This is a genomic window from Hymenobacter aerilatus (genome assembly GCF_022921095.1).
In the GTDB taxonomy this organism is placed as follows: domain Bacteria; phylum Bacteroidota; class Bacteroidia; order Cytophagales; family Hymenobacteraceae; genus Hymenobacter; species Hymenobacter aerilatus.
Window position 1 is genome coordinate 4,991,519 of the sequence record NZ_CP095053.1, and the last position, 22,552, is coordinate 5,014,070.

The window sequence follows — 22,552 nt, forward strand, 5'->3', positions numbered from 1 at the left end:
TTAATAAAGCAATGGCTGTTAATAAAGACCTGCAATACCTCCGGAATATCGGGATTATGGCGCACATCGACGCCGGTAAGACTACGACTTCGGAGCGCATTCTCTACTACACCGGCAAAACCCATAAAATCGGCGAAGTGCACGAAGGTGCCGCTACGATGGACTGGATGGAGCAGGAGCAGGAGCGTGGTATTACAATTACCTCGGCTGCAACCACTACGTTTTGGAACTATCCAACCGTACAGGGTGACCCGACTCCTGAAACTAAGCAATATAAGATCAACCTCATCGATACCCCCGGTCACGTTGACTTTACGGTAGAGGTAGAGCGTTCGTTGCGTGTACTGGATGGTGCTGTAGCATTGTTCTGCGCTGTGTCAGGCGTAGAGCCTCAGTCTGAAACTGTATGGCGTCAGGCTGATAAGTATAAAGTGCCCCGCATTTGTTTCGTTAACAAGATGGACCGTGCTGGTGCGGACTTCTTCAAAGCCGTTAACGAAATCAAGGAAAAACTCGGTGCTAATCCCGTGCCGCTACAAATTCCTATTGGTGCTGAAGATACCTTCAAGGGCGTAGTTGACCTACTGACTGGTAAGGCCATTGTATGGGACGACGCTACCCAAGGTAAAACTTACAAAGAGGTTCCAGTTCCTGAAGATCTCGTAGACACGGTTGCTGAGTGGCGTGAGAAACTCGTAGAAAGCGTTGCTGAATACGACGACACGTTGATGGAGAAATTCTTCGACGATCCGGATAGCATTACGCGTGAGGAAATGATGGACGTTATCCGCAAAGCGGTTATCGACATGAAGTTTTCGCCTGTAATGTGTGGCTCAGCCTTTAAAAACAAGGGTGTACAGGCTATGTTGGATGCCGTTATGGCCTACCTGCCGTCGCCTCTCGATATGCCTGCTGTCATTGGTACCAACCCTGATACCGGCGAGGAAGTAGAGCGTCACCCCGACAACGATGAGCCTTTCACTGCGCTAGCATTCAAAATTGCTACTGACCCATTTGTAGGTCGTCTATGCTTCTTCCGTTGTTATAGCGGCCAGCTTGACGCTGGTTCGTATGTATTCAACAACCGCACGCAGAAGAAAGAGCGTATCTCGCGTTTGATGCAGATGCACTCCAATAAGCAAAACCCAATTGAGAAAATTCAAGCGGGCGATATTGCTGCTGGTGTAGGCTTTAAGGACATCAAAACAGGTGACACACTGACTGCTGAAGGCAAACCTTTGGTATTGGAATCAATGTCGTTCCCTGAGCCTGTAATTGGCTACGCCATTGAGCCAAAGACGCAAGCTGACGTAGACAAAATGGGTATGGCTATTGCCAAACTCGTAGAGGAAGATCCTACCTTGTCGGTACAGACAGATCAAGAAACTGGTCAGACAGTATTGCGTGGTATGGGTGAACTTCACCTCGAAATCATCATCGACCGTATGCGTCGTGAGTTCAAGGTTGAAATCAACCAAGGTGCTCCTCAGGTTGCTTACAAAGAGGTTCTTACTAAAAAAGTAGAGCACCGCGAAACGTACAAGAAGCAGACGGGTGGTCGTGGTAAATTCGGCGACATTGTATTCGAACTCGGTCCGAAGGAAACTGATCCCGAGAAACCAGGTCTGGAGTTTGTGAATGACATTACGGGTGGTGTTATCCCCCGTGAATTCATTGCACCAGTTCAGAAAGGCTTTGAAGAAGCAATGAAGAACGGCCCATTGGCTGGCTTCCCGCTCGACAACATGAAGGTGCGTCTATTCTTCGGCTCGTACCACGATGTTGACTCTGATGCCTTGTCGTTCGAACTAGCTGCCCGTGGTGGTTTCCGTGAAGCCGCTCGTCAGGCTGGTCCTAAACTGCTTGAGCCCATTATGGCAGTAGAAGTAGTAACCCCAGACGAGTATACCGGTTCCGTAACAGGTGACTTGAACCGTCGTCGTGGTATTATGAAAGGTATGGATACAAAAGGTGGTGCCAACGTAGTGAAAGCTGACGTTCCTCTGTCGGAGCTTTTCGGTTACGTAACGTCACTGCGTACTATCACGTCGGGTCGTGCTTCAGCTTCGCTGACTTTCTCGCACTATGACCAAGTACCTACCAACTTGGCTGATGGTATCATCGCTAAGCAAAAAGGTAACGCCATTCGCTAATTCCGCTTTCACATTACAGAAATGAACCAGAAAATTCGCATTAAACTCAAATCCTACGACCACAACTTGGTGGACAAATCGTCGGAGAAGATCGTGAAGGCGGTGAAGGCTACGGGCGCTGTTGTTAGTGGCCCTATCCCACTGCCCACCAACAAAGAGAAGTTCACCGTACTTCGTTCGCCCCACGTGAACAAGAAGTCACGTGAGCAGTTTCAGCTTTGCACCTACAAACGTCTTGTAGATATCTACTCAACCTCATCGAAGACAGTAGATGCTCTCATGAAGCTAGAACTGCCCAGCGGTGTTGACGTTGAAATCAAAGTCTGAGGATTCAATTTCTCCGACTAATTAGGAAAGGACGCCCTATCAACTATTTTAGTTGATAGGGCGTCCTTTTTTGCACGAAAAACTGTGTAGTACGGGTAAAGCTTAAATACAATAATAATATGTGCTCAGAAGGGCGATGAAGTATTCTGGGCAATAGTAAAGTGTTTGATTGTTAGTGATAAACTGAAAACCACAGCATGAAAATATTTTAGAACTGGGCTGGCTTCTTATGAAAACTTTCCATAGCTTTGCACTCCCATTACGAAAACGCTATTTGGGCGTTTTCACTGTGTCTTTTTCATAAACATCCAATAGAATGCCTGGCATCATCGGTAAAAAAATCGGTATGACAAGCCTCTTCACTCCGGACGGGAAGAATGTTCCCTGTACCCTCATTGAGGCGGGTCCGTGCGTAGTGACGCAGGTGAAAACGCTCGAGAACGACGGTTATACCGCTGTTCAACTCGGTTACGGCGAGAAAAAAGCGAAAAATACCACAAAAGCACTGGCTGGCCACTTCGCCAAAGCTGGTACTACTCCTAAGAAGAAGCTCGTTGAGTTTCGCGTTGATGACGTAACTAGCTATTCGGCCGGCAGCGAATTAAAAGCTGATCTGTTCGAAGAAGGTGAGTTCGTAGACGTAGTAGGCACTTCAAAAGGTAAAGGTTTCCAAGGCGTTGTGAAACGCTATAACTTTGCCGGTGTAGGTGGTCAAACACACGGTCAGCACAACCGCGGCCGTCACCCTGGTTCTATCGGTGCTTGTTCTTGGCCTTCGCGTGTATTCAAAGGAATGCGTATGGGTGGCCGTATGGGTAACGACCGCGTGAAGGTGCAGAACCTGAAGGTAATGCGCATCGTGGCCGATAAAAACCTGATTGTGGTAAGCGGCTCTGTTCCCGGCGCGAAGAATTCTTACGTGGTCCTGGAAAAATAAGGCGAGATGGAACTGTCAGTATACAATATCAAAGGCGAAGACACTGGTCGTAAAGTGACCCTGTCAGACGCCATCTTCGGTCTTGAACCGAATGAGCACGTCATGTATCTCGACGTGAAGCAGTACTTGGCTAATCAACGCCAAGGAACGCACAAAGCGAAACAGCGCAATGAAGTAAGCGGCACGACCAAGAAGCTGAAGAAGCAAAAAGGTACGGGCGGTGCTCGCGCTGGTAGCATGAAGTCGCCTGTATTCATTGGTGGTGGCCGAGTTTTCGGTCCACAGCCTCGCGACTACGGCTTCAAACTTAACAAGAAAACCAAACGTCTAGCGCGTCTGTCAGCTCTTAGCTCATTGGCGAAAGATGGTAAAATTTCTCTTGTAGAGAACATTACGCTGTCGGCTCCGAAGACGAAAGATTTCGTGAACATCCTAGCTGGTCTGAAGCTGAATAACGGCAAGAAGACTCTGTTAGTAACTGGTGAAGTGGACAAGAACGTTGTTTTGTCGGCTCGCAATATTCAGAAAGTAAGCGTGGCTACTCCAGTAGCTTTGAACACGCACGATTTGCTGAATACTGACACATTGCTGTTGTCAGAAGATGGTCTGAAGTCTTTAGAACAACTTTATACCTCTGCTGAATAATGAGCACGCTGAAGAAACCGGTTGTAACCGAAAAGGCTACTAGCCTGAACGAAAAAGGCCAGTACGTGTTTGAAGTAACCCGTACGGCTAATAAGGTTCAAATCAAGAAGGACATCGAGCAGTTTTACGGCGTGACGGTTACGGGCATTAGCACCATCCGCACGAATGGTAAAGTAAAATCGAAGTTCACGAAAGGTGGTGCTGTAAGCGGCCGCCGTCCTCATGGCAAAAAGGCTATTGTAACGGTGAAAGAAGGCGACGTAATCGACTTCTACAGCGGTATCTAAGCCTTCTGATAGAGCAAACCAGCTATAGTAATGGCACTCAAAAAACTAAGACCAACATCACCGGGTCAGCGCTTCCGCATCGCCCCGGCATTCGACGAGATTACGACGTCGACGCCGGAGAAGTCGCTGTTGGCACCCCTCAAAAACTCTGGTGGCCGTAACAATTCGGGTAAGATGTCGAACCGCTATATTGGCGGTGGACACAAAGCGAAGTATCGTGTTATTGACTTCAAACGTGATAAAGCTGGTGTTCCAGCCACGGTGAAGACAATTGAGTACGATCCAAACCGCACTGCCCGTATCGCACTCGTAAACTACGCTGACGGTGAAAAGCGCTACATTATCGCGCCCGCCGGTTTGACAGTAGGTGCTACGATTGTTTCGGGCCCAGGTGTAGCACCTGAAGTAGGCAACACGCTTCCTCTGCGTGAAATGCCACTCGGTACAATTGTACACAACATCGAACTAATGCCTGGTAACGGTGCTGCTATGGCCCGTTCAGCAGGAACTTACGCACAGCTTGTAGCTCGCGAAGATAAATATGCCACTTTGAAATTGCCTTCCGGTGAAATGCGTATGGTACTGGTTACCTGCATGGCTACAGTAGGCACTGTTTCAAATGGCGACCACATGAATGTGCGTCTAGGCAAAGCCGGTCGTAACCGTTGGTTAGGCCGTCGTCCTCGCGTTCGTGGTGTAGCTATGAACCCTGTCGATCACCCAATGGGTGGTGGTGAAGGCAAGTCGTCGGGTGGTCACCCACGCAGCCGTAATGGTATCTTCTCGAAAGGACAGAAGACCCGTAATAAGAACAAGTATTCCGAGCAGCTCATCGTTAACCGTAAAGGCAAGAAATAACCAATGGCACGTTCGCTAAAAAAAGGGCCGTACATTGACTTTCGGCTCGAGAAGAAAGTAACGGCAATGGATGAAGCCGGTAAGAAATCAGTGGTGAAGACTTGGTCGCGCCGCTCGATGATTTCTCCGGATTTCGTTGGCCACACATTCGCCGTACACAACGGCAATAAATTTATTCCGGTATACGTGACCGAAAACATGGTCGGTCATAAGCTCGGTGAGTTTGCGCCTACGCGTAACTTCCGTGGCCACGTAGCCAAGAAAGATAAAGGCAAGCGCTAAGATGGAAGCAGTAGCTAAACTCCGTAATGTGCCTACCTCGCCGCGCAAGATGCGCTTGGTAGCCGACATGGTTCGTGGTCAGAAAGTGACTCGTGCCTTAGGCCTGCTGAAGTTTGAAGCTAATTCGGGCGCCGCAAAAATCGAAAAATTGCTTTTGTCAGCTCTAGCTAATTGGCAGCAGCAGAATGAAGATGAGCGTATCGAAGATGCTAACCTTTATATCAAGACAATCTTCGTTGACGAAGGTCGCCAGTTGAAGCGTTTACGTCCCGCTCCTCAAGGTCGCGGTCACCGTATTCGTAAGCGTAGCAACCACGTAACGTTGATTATTGATACGAAAGTTGAGCCTTTAGGCAGCAAAGCTGCCGCTAAGCAGGCTGCTGAAACGACTGGTAATGCGAGTGACGCAAAAGTTACCCGTCGTTCGTCTAAGAAATCGACCGCAAATCAAGCTGAGGCTACCGCATAAGCACTATGGGACAGAAAGTAAATCCAACCGGCTTCCGCCTGGGAGTCATTAAAGGATGGGACTCGAACTGGTACGGCGGTAAAGATTTTGCCGATAAGCTGGTTGAGGACGAAAAAATCCGTAAATATATCCTCGCTCGTATTCCGAAAGGCGGTATTTCCCGCATCGTAATAGAGCGTACTTTGAAGCGTATTACTATTACAATCAACACGGCCCGTCCGGGTGTTGTAATTGGTAAAGGTGGTCAGGAAGTTGATAAGATTAAGGACGAGCTGAAGCAAATCACTAGCAAAGACGTCCAAATCAACATCTTCGAAATTAAGCGTCCTGAGCTTGATGCGAAGCTGGTAGGAGAAAGCATTGCACAACAATTGCAGGCTCGTATCTCTTTCCGTCGCGCCATGAAGATGTCTATCCAAGCTGCTATGCGGGTTGGTGCTGAAGGCATCAAGATTCAATGTGGTGGTCGTTTAGGTGGCGCTGAAATCGCTCGCTCTGAGCAGTATAAAGAAGGTCGTACTCCTTTGCACACTTTACGTGCAGATATCGACTACGCTTTGTCAGAAGCTCAGACGGTTTACGGTAAGATTGGCATCAAAGTGTGGATCATGCGTGGCGAAGTTTTCGGCAAGCCTGATTTGTCGCCTAACCAACAGCCAACTAATCCTGGTAACGGTGAAAGCCGCAACGACCGTGGCCCACGCGGTGACCGTGGTGACCGAGGCCCTCGTCGTGAGCGTGGCGACCGTAATGACCGTGGTGGTGACAACCGTGGCGGCCAAGGTGGTGGTAACCGTCGTGGAGGCCAAGGCGGTGGAAACCGTGGTGGTCAAGGTGGCGGCCCTCGTCGCTAGGCCCTTTTTCTCATCTCGAATCTTTTTTTCGTATAACTCATGTTACAGCCGAAAAGAACTAAGTATCGGAAGATGCAGAAGGGTCGCATCCACGGCCTCGCCCATCGCGGCAGCACTATCGATTTCGGTTCATTCGCTATCAAGTCTTTGGAGCAGGCTTGGATTACGGCACGCCAGATTGAGGCTGCTCGTATCGCTATGACTCGCGCAATGAAGCGTGAAGGTCAAGTTTGGATCCGCATCTTTCCTGATAAGCCTATTACGAAAAAGCCCGCAGAGGTACGTATGGGTAAAGGTAAAGGCTCACCTGAGTATTGGGTAGCTGTAGTTAAACCTGGCACCATTATGTTCGAATCGGACGGGGTGTCATTAGAAGTAGCGCAGGAGTCGCTGCGTCTAGCCGCGCAGAAGTTGCCGGTTAAGACTAAGTTTGTTGTTCGTCGCGACTACGTAGAAAGCTAAGACAAGATGAAGAACACAGATATCCGCGCCCTTTCGCTGGAAGAGCTGAAAGAGCAAATCAAAACCGAACAGACCAACGGACAGTCATTGCGTTTCGCACATGCCATCTCTCCTTTGGAAAACCCGGTTCGCCTGAAGCATAGCCGCAAAAACGTAGCCCGTCTGCTGACGGAGCTGAACCGTCGCGAGAACGAGCAGGCTAACCAAACTGCTAAATAAACGATGGAAAGCAACGCAGCACAGCAGCCGGTAGCCGGCGCACCTGAGCGCAATATGCGCAAGGAAATCATCGGGCGCGTTTCCAGCTCCAAGATGGATAAATCCATTACGGTAGTTGTGGAAATTAAACAGAAGCACCCGATCTATGGTAAGTTCGTGTCTAAGACCACCAAGTTCATGGCACACGACGAAAACAACGAATGTGGCGAAGGGGATACGGTTCGTATTATGTCGACCCGTCCGCTTAGCAAAAACAAGCGTTGGAGATTGGTAGAAATTCTAGAGCGCGCTAAGTAAGATGATCCAGCAAGAATCCCGTCTGACCGTCGCTGATAACAGCGGCGCCAAAGAAGTGCTCTGCATCCGTGTCCTTGGTGGTACGGGTAAGAAATATGCCAGTGTTGGCGATAAGATTGTAGTAGCTATTAAATCAGCTATTCCTTCTGGCAACGCCAAAAAAGGCACTGTATCTAAAGCAGTAGTAGTACGCACAAAGAAGGAAGTACGCCGCAAAGATGGTTCGTACATTCGCTTTGATGACAACGCTGCTGTACTGCTCAATAATAACAACGAGCCCCGTGGCACCCGCATCTTCGGCCCCGTGGCCCGCGAACTGCGTGAGAAGCAGTTTATGAAGATTGTTTCACTGGCTCCTGAAGTTCTCTAAGCAATGGCAACGAAAACGAAAGCAAAGCCCGTTAAACTGCACGTTAAAACTGGTGATACCGTGAAGGTAATTGCTGGTGATGAGCGCGGCAAAACCGGTGTGATCAAGTCGGTGAACCGTTCTACACAACGTGTAATCGTTGAAGGCCTAAATTTGGTCACTAAGCACAATAAGCCTAGTGCAAAAAATCCTCAAGGGGGTATTACCAAAATTGAGGCACCGATTCACGTGAGTAACGTGCAGCCAATTGCAACGACAAACGCCTAATCTGGCTTCACGACAATGGCTCGACTCAAAGAAAAATATCAAGCAGAAGTAGTACCCGTGCTCCAGGAGAAATTCCAATTCAAGAGCATTATGCAGGTACCACGCATCACTAAAATCTGCATTAACCGCGGCATTGGCGCAGCAGTAGCTGACAAAAAGCTAGTAGATAATGGCGTAGAAGAACTGACTACCATCGCTGGTCAGAAGGCAGTGCCCACTATTGCAAAGCGTTCAGTTTCTAACTTCAAACTCCGCGAGGGAATGCCTATTGGTGCTCGCGTCACCCTACGTGGTGAGCGGATGTATGAATTTTTGGACCGCCTATTGACTGTTGCCCTACCCCGGGTACGTGACTTTAAAGGTATTAATGACAAAGGCTTCGATGGCCGTGGTAATTATACCTTAGGCATTAAGGAGCAAATCATTTTTCCTGAAATCTCTATTGATAAAATCAAATCGATTTCGGGTATGGATATCACCTTCGTAACGACAGCTGAAAATGATGAGCAAAGCTATGAGCTGCTCAAAGCTTTTGGTATGCCGTTTACAAACGCCAAGAAACAAAGCTAATGGCTAAAGAATCCGCAAAAGCAAGAGCGCGTAAGCGCATCGCCACTGTTGCTCGCTATGCTGAGAAACGCGCTGCTCTAAAAGCTGCTGGCGATTACGAAGGGTTAGATAAGCTTCCACGTGACGCTTCCCCCGTTCGTTTACACAACCGTGACATGATTGACGGCCGTCCGCGTGGTTATATGCGGAAATTTGGCATCAGCCGTGTTCGCTTCCGTGAGATGGCTCTCGCTGGTAAAATCCCTGGTGTAACCAAATCGAGTTGGTAAACTAGAAAGGCTGGGTAGTTTTAAAACTATCCAGCCTTCTGTGCCTAAGAAACCATTGGCCGAGCCCAGACAGCCGAGCCAAGCAGTCTTAACCCGAAAATTTCAAAGTTGCCTTGAGCAATGATGAAATTTTCTTATCTTTGCGGCTCTCTAAAAATAGGGACTCGCTCTAATAGTCAAATGAATACAGATCCAATTGCCGACTACCTGACCCGGTTGCGCAATGCCATTAAGGCAAATCATCGGGTAGTAGAGATTCCGGCCAGTAACATCAAGAAGGAGATTACGAAAGTACTCTACCACAAAGGGTACATTCAGAGCTACCGCTTTGATGATTCGTCGGTACAGGGCACTATTAAAATCGCTCTGAAATACAATCCGACTACGAAGCAGCCTGCAATCACTAAGCTGCAGCGTGTAAGCACGCCAGGTTTGCGTACTTATGCACACGTAGAGAATTTGCCTCGCGTATTGAGCGGTTTGGGTATCGCTATTCTGTCAACATCGAAAGGTGTAATGACGGAAAAAGAAGCTAAGAACGAGAATGTGGGCGGCGAGGTGCTGTGCTACGTTTACTAACCGAGAGGATTCGAGACTATGTCACGTATTGGTAAACTGCCGATCAGCCTGCCCACCGGTGTTCAGGTTGATGTAAACAACGAAAATCAGGTAACCGTGAAAGGCCCTAAAGGCACACTGGTAACACCGGTTGATCAAGATATTAAGGTTTCTACCGTTGATGGCCAATTGGTAGTAGAGCGTCCTACCGAGCAGAAGCGTCATAAAGCTATGCACGGCCTATATCGCTCCCTTATCAACAACGCTATTCAAGGTGTTAGCAACGGGTTTGAGGAGAAGCTAGAATTGGTAGGGGTAGGTTACAAAGCTACTGTTGCTGGAAATACGCTGGAACTCGCTCTAGGGTATTCACACAATATCTTCTTGGCTCTACCGAAAGAAGTAACTGCTACTGCTGTTACGGAAAAGGGTAAGAATCCCATTGTTACGCTGAACAGCATCGACAAGCAATTGCTTGGTCAAGTAGCTGCTAAAATACGTTCGCTGCGCAAAGTTGAGCCTTACAAAGGTAAAGGTGTGCGCTTCGTGGGCGAGCAAATTCGTCGCAAGGCTGGTAAAACAGCTTCGAAATAATTTCACATCATGGCTTTCGATAAAGCATCTAGAAGAAAACGGATCCAGCGCATCATCCGCACAAAGGTTGCTGGCACGTCCGAGCGTCCACGTTTGTCGGTATTTCGTAGCAATACAGGCATTTATGCCCAAATTATTGACGATACTACTGGTCACACGTTGGCGTCTGCTTCCTCGAAGCACGTTTCGGTGGAGGGGGGCAACGGAGTCGCCCTTGCTGCCGCAGTAGGCAAAGAGCTTGCCTCCCGTGCTCAAGGTAAAGGCATTACGAAAGTGGTATTCGACCGTTCCGGTTATCTCTACCACGGCCGCGTAAAATCACTGGCAGATGGCGCGCGTGAAGGCGGGCTGAATTTCTAAGACAATGTCCAAAGAGAATAGAGATAACAACAAGGTTGTTCGCGCTAACGAGACCGACCTTAAGGAGAAAGTGGTTGCAATCAACCGCGTTGCCAAAGTAGTAAAAGGTGGTCGCCGCTTTAGCTTCTCTGCTATCGTAGTAGTAGGCGATGGTAATGGAGTAGTAGGTTATGGGCTTGGCAAAGCCAACGAGGTAACTGACGCTATTGCGAAGGGCATCGACGATGCGAAAAAGAACCTTGTGAAGGTGCCACTGTATAAGCATACGGTGCCACACGCAATGGAAGGTAAATACTCGGGTGGATTTGTATTAGTACAGCCAGCAGCTGCAGGTACTGGTGTAATTGCTGGTGGTGCTATGCGCGCTGTTTTTGAAAGTGCTGGCATCAAAGATGTGTTAGCAAAATCAAAAGGCTCTTCCAACCCGCACAACGTAGTGAAGGCCACCTTTGACGCTTTAGCCAAAATGCGCGACCCGTTGCAGATTGCGCAGCAACGTGGTATTAGCCTTCAACAAGTATTTAACGGCTAAGCAGAGATGACACAGATTAAAATCACCTTGGTGAAAAGCGTTATTGACCGCCCTGAGCGTCAGAAACGTACTGTTCAGGCTCTTGGTCTGGGCAAAATAGGCAGCACAAAGGAAGTTGAAAATACTCCTCAAATTGCTGGTATGGTAGCTGCAGTACAGCACCTTGTAGAAGTAACAGAACTCTAGGTAGTAAGTCGAATATGAATCTCAGCAATCTAAAGCCCGCTATTGGTGCTACCCGCAATGAAAAGCGTGTAGGTCGTGGTACGGGTTCCGGCCGCGGCGGCACGTCGACGCGTGGTCATAAAGGTGCCAAGTCCCGTTCGGGTTATTCCAAGAAGTCGGGTTTTGAAGGTGGCCAAATGCCCCTGCAGCGCCGAGTGCCTAAGTTTGGTTTCAAAAATATCAACCGTGTGGAATATAAGAGCATCAATTTGGATGTTCTAGCTTCACTCACTGAAAAAGACAGCACTATTTCTACTTTAGACGCTGCTTACTTCGTGAATGCTGGTTTGGTATCTAAAAACGCTAAGGTAAAGATTCTAGGCCGCGGTGAAATTACCAAAGCAGTAGAAGTTCATGCTCATGCCTTCTCAAAATCGGCTGTTGAGGCCATTGAAAAGGCTGGAGGCAAAGCTGTGACGCTGTAAAGCATACTAAGCAATGAAAAAGTTTATCGAGACGATAAAAAATATTTTCAAAATTGAGGATCTGAGAACTCGGATCCTCAATACTGTTTTTTTCATTGCTATCTATCGGCTAGGCTCTTATGTAGTTTTGCCAGGGGTAGACCCTACTCAGTTAAAACAGGGTGCTCAAGGCCTTTTCGGTATTCTAGACACTTTGTTGGGGGGAGCATTCAGTCATGCTTCCATCTTTGCACTCGGTATCATGCCTTATATTTCGGCATCTATCGTGTTGCAACTTTTGACTATCGCTGTTCCTTATTTTCAGAAATTACAGAAGGAAGGCGAGTCTGGTCGAAAGAAAATCAACCAGTACACTCGCTTCCTTACGATACCTATTGTGATGGCTCAATCAGTGGGTTTCATCGCAACTATCAATGCAGAAGCAATAACTAATCCTGGATTATTATTCACCATTACTACGATGGTAGTAATCACTGCGGGCACATTGTTCTGCATGTGGTTGGGTGAAAAGATTACCGATAAGGGCATTGGTAACGGCATTTCCATGATCATCATGATCGGGATTGTATCACGTCTGCCTGGTGCTTTGATTGGGGAAGCGGCAGCCAAGCGTATGCAAGGCTCTCTTATCTTCCTGATTGAACTCGTTGTGCTATTTTTAGTGGTGATGGCTGTTATTGTGTTGACTCAGGCTGTTCGCCGCATTCCAGTTCAGTACGCTAAGCAAATTGGTGGTACAACGCAATTGAATGCACAGCGTCAGTTCATCCCAATGAAGGTGAATGCAGCTGGTGTAATGCCTATCATTTTTGCGCAGTCATTGATGTTTGTTCCTGCTATTGTTGCATCAGTTTGGCAGAACGAAAGCGATACTGCAAGTTATATTGGGCTGAAATTTTCAGATTACACATCTTGGCAGTATAACCTAGTTTTTGCTACTCTCATTATTGTCTTTACTTACTTCTACACTGCTATCAGCGTTAACCCTAACCAAATTGCAGATGATCTGAAGCGTAGTGGAGGTTTTGTTCCCGGTGTGAAGCCTGGACGAGATACCTCAGAATACATTGATGAAGTATTAACGCGGATTACACTGCCTGGTGCAGTAGCTCTTGCATTGATTGCTATCTTCCCTGCTTTCGCTTTACTGCTAGGTGTAACGCGCCCCTTTTCAGCTTTCTATGGTGGTACGTCCCTCATTATTATGGTAGGGGTAGTATTGGACACCTTAAACCAGGTAGAAAGCTACTTACTCATGCAACGATATGATGGCATGATGAAAAGCGGAAAAGTACGAGGCCGGTCGCAGAATATCGCTTTGGCTTCTTAGTTCTAATGATAGTTTACAAAACAGAAGAAGAATTAGAGTTGATGAGAGCCAGTGCGAAAGTGCTGGCTCAAGCTCATGGAGAGGTAGCTAAGCTTATTAAAGAAGGTGTAACTACGCGGCAGCTGGACCAGCGTGCCGAGGAGTTCATCCGTGATAATGGTGGAATACCTTCTTTCAAGGGCTATAACGATTTTCCCTTTAGTCTCTGTATATCACCTAACTCAGTGGTAGTTCATGGTTTTCCAAGTGACTACACATTAAAGGACGGAGATATAATTTCTGTAGACGGCGGCGTTTTTCTTAATGGTTACCATTCCGATAGTGCTTACACTTACCCTGTAGGCAATGTTGCTCCTGAGATACTAGCGTTGTTACAGCGAACCAAGGAATCACTTTATCTTGGTATTGAACAAGCAGTAGCTGGTAATCGAATGGGCGATATAAGCTATGCTGTACAACAGCATGTTGAAAAACAAGGTTACGGCGTAGTTAGAGAACTTGTGGGACATGGTGTGGGTAAAAAGCTACATGAACGTCCTGAGGTACCTAACTATGGTAAACGTGGTTCTGGCCTTAAGCTACAGACAGGCTTAGTTATTGCCATTGAGCCAATGGTCAATTTGGGTACCAAGCAAATTGTGCAAGAAAAGGATGGCTGGACTATCCGCACGAAGGATAAAATGCCTTCAGCGCACTTTGAGCACACAGTTGTTGTTAGAAAAGACAAAGCAGAGGTACTGACCTCCTTTGAGTACATAGAAAAAGCTTTACAATAGCCACATGGCAAAACAATCCTCCATTGAGCAGGACGGAGTCATTCTGGAAGCACTATCCAACGCCATGTTCCGCGTGGAATTGGAAAACGGTCACCAGCTTATTGCCCACATCTCGGGTAAAATGCGGATGCACTACATTAAAATTCTGCCAGGGGATAAGGTGAAGTTGGAAATGTCTCCTTACGACCTGTCGAAAGGTAGAATCGTTTACCGTTATAAATAAGGGTCTTAGAGACTCAGAATTTCAGGAAGTTGTGTACTTTTGCACCACTTTTCCAGAATTCGGGGTCTTTCTAAGGCCTCATGTCTCATAGACCCTAAGTTTCCAAACTCATGAAAGTCAAAGCGTCCGTAAAGAAACGTAGCGCTGACTGTAAAGTGATTCGCCGCAAAGGCAAGCTTTACGTCATCAACAAAAAAAACCCGCGTTATAAGCAGCGGCAAGGTTAAGCACTCAGATCCTACAACATGGCTCGTATTGCAGGGGTAGATATCCCGGACAACAAGCGGGGCGAAATCGCCCTGACGTATATTTTCGGCATCGGCCGTCCTTCCGCTCAACAGATACTGACTAAAGCTGGCATTTCGCTGGACAAGAAGGTAAAAGACTGGACTGAGGACGAAGCTGGCGAAATCCGTAGCATCATTGCTTCCGAGTACAAAACGGAAGGTGTGTTACGCTCGGAAGTGCAACTGAACATCAAGCGTTTGATGGATATTGGTTGCTATCGTGGTCTACGTCACCGTAAAGGCTTGCCGGTTCGTGGTCAGCGTACCAAGAATAACTCGCGTACTCGTAAGGGTAAACGTAAAACGGTTGCCAATAAGAAAAAGGCTACTAAATAACTAGTAGCGGAAATCGGAGCTAGCGACAGTAGATAGCTTCAACACCTTCCGCATATTTTGCGATAACCAAATGGCACAAAAGAGAAAAGACAAAGCCAAGAAGCGCGTTGTCCAGGTTGAACAGACCGGCCAAGTACATATTAAGGCTTCGTTCAATAATATCATCATCTCCATCACTAACAATAATGGCCAAGTAATTTCTTGGGCATCAGCTGGTAAGATGGGATTCCGTGGTTCGAAGAAGAACACTCCTTATGCTGCTCAAATGGCAGCTACGGATTGCGGCAAAGTAGCTCATGACTTGGGCATGCGTAAAGCCGAAGTATTCGTAAAAGGTCCGGGTTCGGGCCGGGAGTCGGCTATTCGTACCATCCAGAACGTGGGTATTGAGGTGACGACCATCCGCGACGTGACGCCGCTGCCCCACAACGGCTGCCGTCCTCCTAAACGTCGTCGCGTCTGATATAATGAACTGGCAGCTGACGCTTGGCGTTGGTTTGCCCTCCGTGTCGGGTTTCTGATGCAGCCTTTCACCCCTGCAAGGCACATTCGAGAGGCCCGACACACGCAGTTCAACCCCCAGTAAAACTCAATAACCCCGAAATGGCACGTTATACCGGTCCTAAAACCAAAGTTGCCCGTCGCTTCAATGAGCCGATCTTCGGCCCAAGCAAGGCACTCAACAAGAAGAACTACCCCCCCGGCCAGCATGGTCGTGGCCGTCGCAAGAAGCAGTCGGAATACGCTATCCAGTTGATGGAGAAGCAGAAGGTGAAATACCTCTACGGCGTATTGGAAAAGCAGTTTGAAAACCTGTTTCACAAAGCTGCTACCCTCCCTGGCATCACAGGTGACAACCTGCTGGCTTTGCTAGAATCGCGTCTTGATAATACCGTTTATCGTTTCGGTATTGCTCCTACCCGTCGGGCTGCTCGTCAGCTAGTGCTGCACAAGCATATCACAGTGAACGGTGAAGTTGTGAATATCGCTTCATATAAACTACGCGCTGGCGATGTTGTGGGTGTTCGTGAAAAATCGAAGTCGCTGGAAGCTATTACCGATAGCTTGAGCGTACGCAATGCACGCCAGTTCTCGTGGCTGGAGTGGGATGGCAAGGAGATGGTAGGCAAATTTCTAAATGCTCCTTCCCGCGAACTGATTCCGGAGAAAATTACTGAACAGCTTATTGTCGAGCTGTATTCGAAGTAGTAACTGCCCTAGCTGCGGCTGGGGCGTTCATTCGATTTTCTTCGTTGTATTTAATGGATTTGAGTACTGAGTAGTAGGTAGCAGGACGTAAACAGTTTGTTTGTGGTCTTGCTACCTACTACTCATACACACTACATATAAAGCCCCACTTATGTCAATCTTAGCTTTTCAAATGCCGGAAAAGGTCGTGATGGAGAAATCAGACGACTTTTACGGAACGTTTGAATTCAAACCGCTGGAGAAAGGCTACGGCGTCACGATCGGCAACGCTCTGCGCCGCATCCTGCTGTCGTCGCTGGAGGGCTATGCCATCACGTCGGTACGTACCAGCAGCGTTCTGCACGAGTTTATGACTATTGAAGGTGTGATTGAGGATATGTCCGAAATCATTCTGAACCTGAAACAGGTTCGCTTCAAAAAGGTGAGCGACGCCATTGAGGATAAAATCACGGTGCGCATCAAAGGTCAGGAAACTTTCTCGGCGGGTGATATTAATAACTTCACCAGCGGTTTCCAGGTCCTAAATCCGGATCTGGTGATTTGCCACGTTGATCCGGGTACGGAACTCGAGTTTGAGTTCACGATTCAGAAAGGCCGTGGTTATGTGCCAGCTGAGGAAAACAAACCAACTGACCAGGTTTTCGGCCAGATTGCTATTGATGCGATTTTCACGCCTATCAAAAACGTGAAATATAGCATCGAGAATACCCGTGTAGAACAGAAAACGGACTACGAGCGTTTGTTGGTTGAGATTCAGACCGATGGCTCTATCCATCCGGAGGAAGCGTTGAAAGGCGCTGCCAACATTTTGATCCAGCATTTCATGCTGTTTTCTGACAATACAATGACTTTCGAATCGGCTAAGCCTGAGGAAGAAGAAACTGTAGATGAGGAGACGCTGCATATGCGCAAGGTTCTGAAGACGCCATTGGCAGACATGGACCTAAGCGTACGTGCTTACAATTGCCTCAAGGCCGCTGACATCAAAACGCTAGGCGATTTGGTGCAGCTGGACATGAGTGACATGATGAAGTTCCGCAACTTCGGTAAGAAATCGTTGACAGAATTGGAAAACCTCGTAGAGGAGAAAGGTCTGACCTTTGGGATGGATCTTGGCAAATATCGCCTCGACGAAGATTAGTATTGAATAGCCGAATGGCTGAACTGCTGCATGGTTGCTCAATGAGCATACCACCAACGGTTCGGCCATTCGGCTGTTTACTTGTTACAGAACACACTTTTTTTAACCAGTGAGCCCTGAGGGACGTCGGTACTAATGTGGAGGCAGCAACACTGCTTACCCGCCGTGGCCGGCATCCGCAAGCTTACATTTTCTCTTTTTTATGCGTCACGGTAAATCCATCAACCACCTGGGTCGTACTACGTCCCACCGCAACGCGATGCTGTCGAACATGGCAGTTTCGCTGATTCAGTACAAGCGTTTGACTACGACGGTAGCCAAAGCAAAGGCACTGCGCCAGTTCGTAGAGCCGTTGCTGACTAAAGCCAAAAACGACACGACGCACTCCCGCCGTACTGTATTTGCTACTCTGCAAAACAAAGAAGCCATCAAAGAACTGTTCGGCGATGTAGCTGCTAAGATTGGTAGCCGTCCCGGTGGTTACACTCGCATCATTAAGCTGAGCCAGAACCGTCTGGGTGATAATGCTGAAGTGTGCATCATCGAGCTGGTTGACTACAACGAAACGCTGTTGGAAGCTAAGAATGCTGGTGAAGCAAAAACTACTACCCGTCGTTCGCGTCGTGGTGGCAAGAAGGCTGCTGACGCAACTAGCGCTACCGAAGTAAGCAGCGAAGCTGTTGCTCCGAATGCTACCGTTGAGGTATCAGCTCCCGAAGATACCCCCACTACTACTGTGCAAGAAGGCGAAAGCCGCGAAGAAGCACAGCAGCGTGACGAAGAAGCTGCTTCGTAAGCAACTACTTCGAAATGAAAAGGACTGGCATCAAGCCAGTCCTTTTTTGTTGATAGTCTATAAGCGACAAACCAAGAGAAGCGGACTACCCTACCGATATTTCTTACCTTGGGCCACCAAACTTCTCATCAATCGCTATGCATAGCCGCTGGTGAGAGCTACCCTACCACTTTTCAACCTCTCATAATCTTTCACATCATGAGCATTATCACCTCCATCCACGCCCGGCAAATTTTTGATTCGCGCGGCAATCCTACCGTGGAAGTAGACGTGACAACTGATTCTGGCGCGACTGGCCGGGCTGCTGTGCCCTCAGGTGCTAGCACAGGTAAGCACGAAGCCGTAGAGCTGCGCGACGACGATAAGTCAAAATACGTAGGCAAGGGCGTGCTGAAGGCCGTAGACAACGTAAATACCAAGATTGCGGAAGAGCTGATTGGTTTCTCGGTATATGAGCAAGCCTTGCTCGACAAAATTATGCGGGAGCTAGATGGTACGCCAAATAAGGCAAACCTGGGTGCTAACGCTATTCTGGGTGTATCGTTGGCAGCTGCTCGTGCAGCGGCGCAAGATGCCGGTATGCCGCTCTACCGTTATGTAGGTGGGGTAGGGGCCAACACGCTGCCCGTACCGATGATGAATATCCTGAACGGTGGCTCGCACGCCGACAACTCTATTGACTTCCAAGAGTTCATGATTATGCCCGTAGGTGCACCATCATTCTCGGAAGCACTGCGTTGGGGTACTGAAATCTTCCACAGCTTGAAAAACGTGCTCAAGAAGCAAGGTCTTAGCACCAACGTAGGTGATGAAGGCGGCTTTGCGCCCAACATCAAATCCAACGAAGACGCTATTAAGGTGGTGTTGCAGGCCATCGAAACGGCTGGCTACAAGCCTGGCGACGACGTGATGATTGCCATGGATGCCGCTGCATCGGAATTCTACTCTGATGGTCATTACCACTTCAAGAAGAGCACTGGCGATAAGCTGACTTCTTCGGAGATGGTAGCGTACTGGACCGACTGGACCAAGAAGTACCCCATCATCAGCATTGAGGATGGTATGGACGAGGACGACTGGAGTGGCTGGAAGAGCCTGACTGAGAGCATCGGCTCGACTACCCAACTGGTAGGCGACGACCTGTTCGTGACCAACGTAGAGCGTTTGCAGCGTGGTATCGACGAGCAGATTGCTAATGCTATCCTGATTAAGGTAAATCAGATTGGTACCCTCACCGAGACGATTGACGCCGTGAACCTGGGCCGCCGCAACGGATACAAGAGCATCATGTCGCACCGCTCGGGCGAAACAGAGGACAGCACTATTGCTGACCTGGCTGTGGCACTGAACACGGGGCAAATCAAGACGGGTTCGGCTTCACGTTCCGACCGGATGGCCAAGTACAACCAACTGCTCCGCATTGAGGAGGAACTGGGCGAAACGGCTTATTTCCCCGGCAAGAAAATGTAAAGCAGCGATTTTGCTGAATAGGCTGATAAAGAGAATGGCACCGTTGCTTTCGAGCGGCGGTGCTGTTTTTGTTGTGAGCGGTATCAACTGAAATCTTGATATTTGTGGTAGGTGCCCGCTCTATGAGGTTTCCTACCCTTACTGACCAGTTGCTATGAGTTTACTTGACGTATTTCATCGTGTGCCGCGCTTTCTGCGCAGTTTCTACTTTCTGGCAGGGATGGGCTTTCTGGTGTGGATGTTCGTCTTCGATGCCAATGACTTGGTGAAGCAATATGATATGTATGCCAAATGGCGTGATCTGCAAACCGAGCGCGACTACTACCTCAAGAATATTGAGCAAGTGAAGCAAGACCGCGCCGAGCTATTGAGCAGCCCCGAATTGCTGGAGAAGTTTGCTCGCGAAAAATACATCATGAAGCGGCCAGGAGAAGACGTGTTTATCTTAGTGCCACAAGAAGACGAATAAGACGCAAAAGCCGGTGCTGCCCAACGCAGCACCGGCTTTTGCAGTAACAGAGTCATGATCTATTTTACCCAACAGCAGCGAGCAGCTTTTTTTACCTTTTTATTCATCGTCTGCGGCGGTTTACTATTGGCAGCAGGTCTGCCACCTAAAAAAACGTCGCAGGTGCAACTAACGCGAAAATTCCTGTTGACGGTGCTGCAAGGCAAATACCGTGATGCCTACCCACTCCTAACGTCTGAAACTCGACAACATCTGACAACTGCTCAGTTTCGCACGGATAGCCGGGTACTCTACGAGCATGGAAAGCGCTTTGGGCCACGCATCACGCTGTATAAGCTGGGATTTCGCTTCGGTGACGATCAGAAAGCGCATCCGTTCTACCAGTTTCACTTTGCCAGCGATACACTCCGTCCAAAGCCACAAGTGCTGCTAGACGTAAGCTTTCGTGACTCAACGGCTACTCAAGTGATGACATTTGGACTGGTACCAGCGCCGCAAAAAAGAAAGTAAAGCATTACCTACCCTTCTAAATGCAGTGAAGGCCTTTATCACGTGAGAAAGGCCTTCACTGCATTTAGAAGGGTAGGGTTTCTACTCTATTTTTTTACCCGACATGGCTTGCTTGATGGAGATGTTCATCACGCGCTCAGCGAAGGGGCGGGTGTATTCTTCCAGCGTGTCCATGGCTTTCAGAATGGTATCCTTATCGTTGCTGGCAAGGCTTTCGCGCAGGGTTTCGGTGAGGGCAGCTGTTTGGGTGATTTCCGTCTCCTCCAGATACTGCGAGTTTTTATTTACGAACCGCTCTACCTGATACAGTAATTGCTCGGCAGCGGTGCGGGCCTCAATCACCATGCGAGCCGATACGTCGTCGCGGGCGTGCGTGAGCGAGTCCATCAGCATTTGCTCTACCTGTTCATCGGTGAGGCCATACTGGGGCTTGATTTCGACCTGCTGACTAACGCCTGAACGTAGCTCAATGGCTTCTACCTTCAAAATACCGTCGGCATTCAAGATAAAGTTAACGTCTACCTTAGGTAGGCCGGCGGGCATAGCTGGAATGCCGCTCAACACAAACTCGCCTAGCTTGCGGTTTTCCTTTACCAAGTCTCGCTCGCCCTGGTACACGGAAACCTTCAGGTTTACCTGACCATCTACCGAAGTGGTGTATTGGCGGCCGGCTTTGGTCGGAATTTTAGAGTTGCGCGGAATGATGGAGTCCATCAGGCCGCCCATGGTCTCAATGCCCAGCGTGAGCGGCGTTACGTCGAGCAGCAGCACGTCGCGGCGGTTGCCAGCCAGGATGTCGGCCTGAATGGCAGCGCCCAGGGCCACTACTTCATCGGGATGCAGAGAATTGTTGGCGGGTTGCTGGAAAAAGGCCGACACCGAATCGTAGACCAACGGCACGCGGGTAGAGCCGCCTACCAGCAGCACGGCATCCAGGTCTTTTGGGCTGAGCTTGGCGTCGGTTAGGGCTTGTTGACAAGCATCCAAGGTGCGACGCACAAGGGGCGTAATTAGCTCATTAAACTTGGCCTTGCTTAAGGGTAGGCGCACCTCATCAAACTGTACTTCAAACTCGTCGTTTTGGCTGAGGTGGCGCTTGGCCTGCTCCGCCAGCAAGCGCAGCTGCTGCTGGGCTGTTACGTTCTGAAATAGCAGGGTAGAGAGTTGGTACTCTGTAGCCCAGTAGTGGTAAATGGCTTGGTCAAGGTCGTCGCCACCCAGGTAGGTGTCGCCGTTCGTGCTCAATACTTCAAAAATGCCTTGCTGAATGCGCAGAATCGAAATATCGAAGGTGCCGCCGCCTAGATCGTACACAGCTACGGTTTTTTCCTCATCGGGCGAGAGGCCAATGCCGTAGGCCAGCGCGGCGGCGGTAGGCTCGTTTACGATGCGCAGCACCTCCAGACCTGCCAAACGGCCCGCGTCGCGGGTAGCCTGGCGTTGCGAGTCGTTGAAATAAGCTGGTACCGTGATAACGGCGCGGTTGACAGGTGTTTTCAGAGCGTGCTCGGCGCGCTGGCGGAGTTCCTTTAAAATCTCCGCCGATAGCTCGATGGGGGAGTAAAATCGTTCGCCTACCCGCACCTGCACTAAGCCTTCCGAGTTGTCGTCAATAATTTTATATCCCAGCTGTTCGGCGTGGCCCCCTAGGTCTTGATAAGCTTTTCCCAGCAGGCGTTTCACCGAGTAAATAGTGTTCTGCGGATCGGTAAGCAGATACTGCTTGGCCTCGGTCCCTACTACGGGCGCGGTGCCATCGGCCGGAAAATGCACCACCGACGGCACAATAGTGCCCCGGCCCTGGTCGTTGATGGCCACAGGCTGGCGGGATTCTGGGTGAATGTAGGCAACCAGCGAGTTGGTCGTGCCCAGATCAATTCCGACAATAATTTCTTCCTGTTGCAGGCTCCCAGTGGAAAGGTTGATTGCGACTTTAGCCATAAGATGCGAAAAGCAGCGCGCCAAGCGCGCGATGAGGCGAACGGTAGAGGATGTAGTGTGTGCGTACGTATACGAACAAATAAACCGTTGCGGGCGCGCAAAAG

Annotated in this window: 34 protein-coding genes and 1 pseudogene; 34 read left to right on the plus strand and 1 reads right to left on the minus strand. The window is 48.9% G+C overall.

Annotated elements, in window-relative coordinates; genetic code table 11:
* The first annotated feature begins 11 nt into the window (after window positions 1-11).
* The 34 genes and pseudogenes from fusA to MUN82_RS20970 all read left to right on the plus strand — a co-directional run bounded on the left by fusA (window position 12) and on the right by MUN82_RS20970 (window position 20,507).
* A complete protein-coding gene (gene fusA / locus MUN82_RS20805) occupies window positions 12-2,153 on the plus strand; it encodes an elongation factor G (RefSeq protein WP_245093509.1) in 2,142 nt (713 codons plus the stop codon).
* Between the two features lie 21 nt (window positions 2,154-2,174).
* Window positions 2,175-2,480 (plus strand): 30S ribosomal protein S10, encoded by a 306-nt coding sequence (rpsJ, locus tag MUN82_RS20810; protein ID WP_185281366.1) that lies wholly within the window; start codon window positions 2,175-2,177, stop codon window positions 2,478-2,480.
* 316 nt (window positions 2,481-2,796) lie between these two features.
* Entirely contained in the window at window positions 2,797-3,417 is a 621-nt protein-coding gene (rplC, locus tag MUN82_RS20815; RefSeq protein WP_187320309.1) for a 50S ribosomal protein L3, read from the plus strand.
* A gap of 6 nt (window positions 3,418-3,423) precedes the next feature.
* The gene (gene rplD / locus MUN82_RS20820; RefSeq protein WP_245093510.1) at window positions 3,424-4,062 is read left to right on the plus strand and encodes a 50S ribosomal protein L4; all 639 of its coding nucleotides are present in this window, start codon (window positions 3,424-3,426) and stop codon (window positions 4,060-4,062) included.
* The gene (rplW, locus tag MUN82_RS20825) at window positions 4,062-4,349 is read left to right on the plus strand and encodes a 50S ribosomal protein L23 (protein WP_185281363.1); all 288 of its coding nucleotides are present in this window, start codon (window positions 4,062-4,064) and stop codon (window positions 4,347-4,349) included. Before rplD ends, rplW begins: the two co-directional genes overlap by 1 nt.
* A gap of 30 nt (window positions 4,350-4,379) precedes the next feature.
* Window positions 4,380-5,207: a 50S ribosomal protein L2 gene (gene rplB / locus MUN82_RS20830; protein ID WP_185281362.1), complete on the plus strand. Its 828-nt coding sequence runs from the start codon at window positions 4,380-4,382 to the stop codon at window positions 5,205-5,207.
* A 3-nt stretch (window positions 5,208-5,210) separates the two neighbouring features.
* A complete protein-coding gene (rpsS, locus tag MUN82_RS20835; RefSeq protein ID WP_185281361.1) occupies window positions 5,211-5,489 on the plus strand; it encodes a 30S ribosomal protein S19 in 279 nt (92 codons plus the stop codon).
* Window position 5,490: 1 nt separating this feature from the next.
* Window positions 5,491-5,958 carry a 50S ribosomal protein L22 gene (gene rplV, locus MUN82_RS20840; RefSeq protein ID WP_245093511.1) on the plus strand — a complete coding sequence of 156 codons (468 nt, stop codon included), beginning with the start codon at window positions 5,491-5,493 and terminating at the stop codon, window positions 5,956-5,958.
* Window positions 5,959-5,963: 5 nt separating this feature from the next.
* Window positions 5,964-6,812: a 30S ribosomal protein S3 gene (rpsC, locus tag MUN82_RS20845; protein ID WP_187320304.1), complete on the plus strand. Its 849-nt coding sequence runs from the start codon at window positions 5,964-5,966 to the stop codon at window positions 6,810-6,812.
* Window positions 6,813-6,851: 39 nt separating this feature from the next.
* Window positions 6,852-7,274, plus strand: a complete 423-nt coding sequence (gene rplP, locus MUN82_RS20850; protein ID WP_185281358.1) for a 50S ribosomal protein L16 — start codon at window positions 6,852-6,854, stop codon at window positions 7,272-7,274.
* Between the two features lie 6 nt (window positions 7,275-7,280).
* Window positions 7,281-7,493 carry a 50S ribosomal protein L29 gene (rpmC, locus tag MUN82_RS20855; protein WP_245093513.1) on the plus strand — a complete coding sequence of 71 codons (213 nt, stop codon included), beginning with the start codon at window positions 7,281-7,283 and terminating at the stop codon, window positions 7,491-7,493.
* Window positions 7,494-7,496: 3 nt separating this feature from the next.
* On the plus strand, window positions 7,497-7,790 hold the full coding sequence (gene rpsQ, locus MUN82_RS20860) for a 30S ribosomal protein S17 (RefSeq protein ID WP_219156805.1): 294 nt from the start codon (window positions 7,497-7,499) through the stop codon (window positions 7,788-7,790).
* 1 nt (window position 7,791) lies between these two features.
* Window positions 7,792-8,160: a 50S ribosomal protein L14 gene (gene rplN, locus MUN82_RS20865; protein WP_187320301.1), complete on the plus strand. Its 369-nt coding sequence runs from the start codon at window positions 7,792-7,794 to the stop codon at window positions 8,158-8,160.
* A gap of 3 nt (window positions 8,161-8,163) precedes the next feature.
* Window positions 8,164-8,403, plus strand: a pseudogene (gene rplX / locus MUN82_RS20870) (50S ribosomal protein L24); the annotation flags it as partial.
* A gap of 39 nt (window positions 8,404-8,442) precedes the next feature.
* Window positions 8,443-8,997, plus strand: a complete 555-nt coding sequence (rplE, locus tag MUN82_RS20875; protein ID WP_245093514.1) for a 50S ribosomal protein L5 — start codon at window positions 8,443-8,445, stop codon at window positions 8,995-8,997.
* Window positions 8,997-9,266 carry a 30S ribosomal protein S14 gene (gene rpsN / locus MUN82_RS20880; RefSeq protein ID WP_187320299.1) on the plus strand — a complete coding sequence of 90 codons (270 nt, stop codon included), beginning with the start codon at window positions 8,997-8,999 and terminating at the stop codon, window positions 9,264-9,266. The genes rplE and rpsN overlap by 1 nt, the downstream gene beginning before the upstream one ends.
* A 180-nt stretch (window positions 9,267-9,446) precedes the next feature.
* Window positions 9,447-9,845 carry a 30S ribosomal protein S8 gene (rpsH, locus tag MUN82_RS20885; protein ID WP_185281352.1) on the plus strand — a complete coding sequence of 133 codons (399 nt, stop codon included), beginning with the start codon at window positions 9,447-9,449 and terminating at the stop codon, window positions 9,843-9,845.
* 18 nt (window positions 9,846-9,863) lie between these two features.
* On the plus strand, window positions 9,864-10,418 hold the full coding sequence (rplF, locus tag MUN82_RS20890) for a 50S ribosomal protein L6 (protein ID WP_245093515.1): 555 nt from the start codon (window positions 9,864-9,866) through the stop codon (window positions 10,416-10,418).
* A gap of 9 nt (window positions 10,419-10,427) precedes the next feature.
* The gene (rplR, locus tag MUN82_RS20895; protein WP_185281350.1) at window positions 10,428-10,778 is read left to right on the plus strand and encodes a 50S ribosomal protein L18; all 351 of its coding nucleotides are present in this window, start codon (window positions 10,428-10,430) and stop codon (window positions 10,776-10,778) included.
* A 4-nt stretch (window positions 10,779-10,782) separates the two neighbouring features.
* The gene (gene rpsE, locus MUN82_RS20900) at window positions 10,783-11,310 is read left to right on the plus strand and encodes a 30S ribosomal protein S5 (protein ID WP_245093516.1); all 528 of its coding nucleotides are present in this window, start codon (window positions 10,783-10,785) and stop codon (window positions 11,308-11,310) included.
* 6 nt (window positions 11,311-11,316) lie between these two features.
* Window positions 11,317-11,496 carry a 50S ribosomal protein L30 gene (gene rpmD / locus MUN82_RS20905; protein ID WP_245093517.1) on the plus strand — a complete coding sequence of 60 codons (180 nt, stop codon included), beginning with the start codon at window positions 11,317-11,319 and terminating at the stop codon, window positions 11,494-11,496.
* Between the two features lie 14 nt (window positions 11,497-11,510).
* A complete protein-coding gene (rplO, locus tag MUN82_RS20910) occupies window positions 11,511-11,960 on the plus strand; it encodes a 50S ribosomal protein L15 (protein ID WP_245093518.1) in 450 nt (149 codons plus the stop codon).
* Between the two features lie 13 nt (window positions 11,961-11,973).
* A complete protein-coding gene (gene secY / locus MUN82_RS20915) occupies window positions 11,974-13,290 on the plus strand; it encodes a preprotein translocase subunit SecY (protein ID WP_245093519.1) in 1,317 nt (438 codons plus the stop codon).
* A 5-nt stretch (window positions 13,291-13,295) separates the two neighbouring features.
* Entirely contained in the window at window positions 13,296-14,066 is a 771-nt protein-coding gene (gene map / locus MUN82_RS20920; protein WP_245093522.1) for a type I methionyl aminopeptidase, read from the plus strand.
* A gap of 4 nt (window positions 14,067-14,070) precedes the next feature.
* Complete coding sequence (gene infA / locus MUN82_RS20925) at window positions 14,071-14,289, plus strand: translation initiation factor IF-1 (protein WP_185281344.1); 219 nt, start codon at window positions 14,071-14,073, stop codon at window positions 14,287-14,289.
* A 110-nt stretch (window positions 14,290-14,399) separates the two neighbouring features.
* On the plus strand, window positions 14,400-14,516 hold the full coding sequence (gene ykgO, locus MUN82_RS20930; RefSeq protein ID WP_034256541.1) for a type B 50S ribosomal protein L36: 117 nt from the start codon (window positions 14,400-14,402) through the stop codon (window positions 14,514-14,516).
* Between the two features lie 18 nt (window positions 14,517-14,534).
* On the plus strand, window positions 14,535-14,912 hold the full coding sequence (rpsM, locus tag MUN82_RS20935; RefSeq protein ID WP_187320293.1) for a 30S ribosomal protein S13: 378 nt from the start codon (window positions 14,535-14,537) through the stop codon (window positions 14,910-14,912).
* A gap of 70 nt (window positions 14,913-14,982) precedes the next feature.
* Window positions 14,983-15,375 carry a 30S ribosomal protein S11 gene (gene rpsK, locus MUN82_RS20940; protein ID WP_185281342.1) on the plus strand — a complete coding sequence of 131 codons (393 nt, stop codon included), beginning with the start codon at window positions 14,983-14,985 and terminating at the stop codon, window positions 15,373-15,375.
* Between the two features lie 140 nt (window positions 15,376-15,515).
* The gene (gene rpsD, locus MUN82_RS20945; protein WP_245093524.1) at window positions 15,516-16,121 is read left to right on the plus strand and encodes a 30S ribosomal protein S4; all 606 of its coding nucleotides are present in this window, start codon (window positions 15,516-15,518) and stop codon (window positions 16,119-16,121) included.
* 151 nt (window positions 16,122-16,272) lie between these two features.
* The gene (locus MUN82_RS20950; protein WP_185281340.1) at window positions 16,273-17,262 is read left to right on the plus strand and encodes a DNA-directed RNA polymerase subunit alpha; all 990 of its coding nucleotides are present in this window, start codon (window positions 16,273-16,275) and stop codon (window positions 17,260-17,262) included.
* A 202-nt stretch (window positions 17,263-17,464) separates the two neighbouring features.
* The gene (gene rplQ / locus MUN82_RS20955; RefSeq protein WP_245093526.1) at window positions 17,465-18,058 is read left to right on the plus strand and encodes a 50S ribosomal protein L17; all 594 of its coding nucleotides are present in this window, start codon (window positions 17,465-17,467) and stop codon (window positions 18,056-18,058) included.
* A 198-nt stretch (window positions 18,059-18,256) separates the two neighbouring features.
* Entirely contained in the window at window positions 18,257-19,528 is a 1,272-nt protein-coding gene (eno, locus tag MUN82_RS20960; protein ID WP_245093527.1) for a phosphopyruvate hydratase, read from the plus strand.
* Between the two features lie 154 nt (window positions 19,529-19,682).
* Window positions 19,683-19,997: an FtsB family cell division protein gene (locus MUN82_RS20965; protein WP_187320289.1), complete on the plus strand. Its 315-nt coding sequence runs from the start codon at window positions 19,683-19,685 to the stop codon at window positions 19,995-19,997.
* Window positions 19,998-20,051: 54 nt separating this feature from the next.
* Window positions 20,052-20,507, plus strand: a complete 456-nt coding sequence (locus MUN82_RS20970) for a hypothetical protein (RefSeq protein ID WP_245093528.1) — start codon at window positions 20,052-20,054, stop codon at window positions 20,505-20,507.
* Between the two features lie 81 nt (window positions 20,508-20,588).
* Here MUN82_RS20970 and hscA read toward each other — a convergent pair whose 3' ends face one another.
* Window positions 20,589-22,448, minus strand: a complete 1,860-nt coding sequence (hscA, locus tag MUN82_RS20975) for a Fe-S protein assembly chaperone HscA (RefSeq protein ID WP_245093529.1) — start codon at window positions 22,446-22,448, stop codon at window positions 20,589-20,591.
* Between the last annotated feature and the right edge of the window lie 104 nt (window positions 22,449-22,552).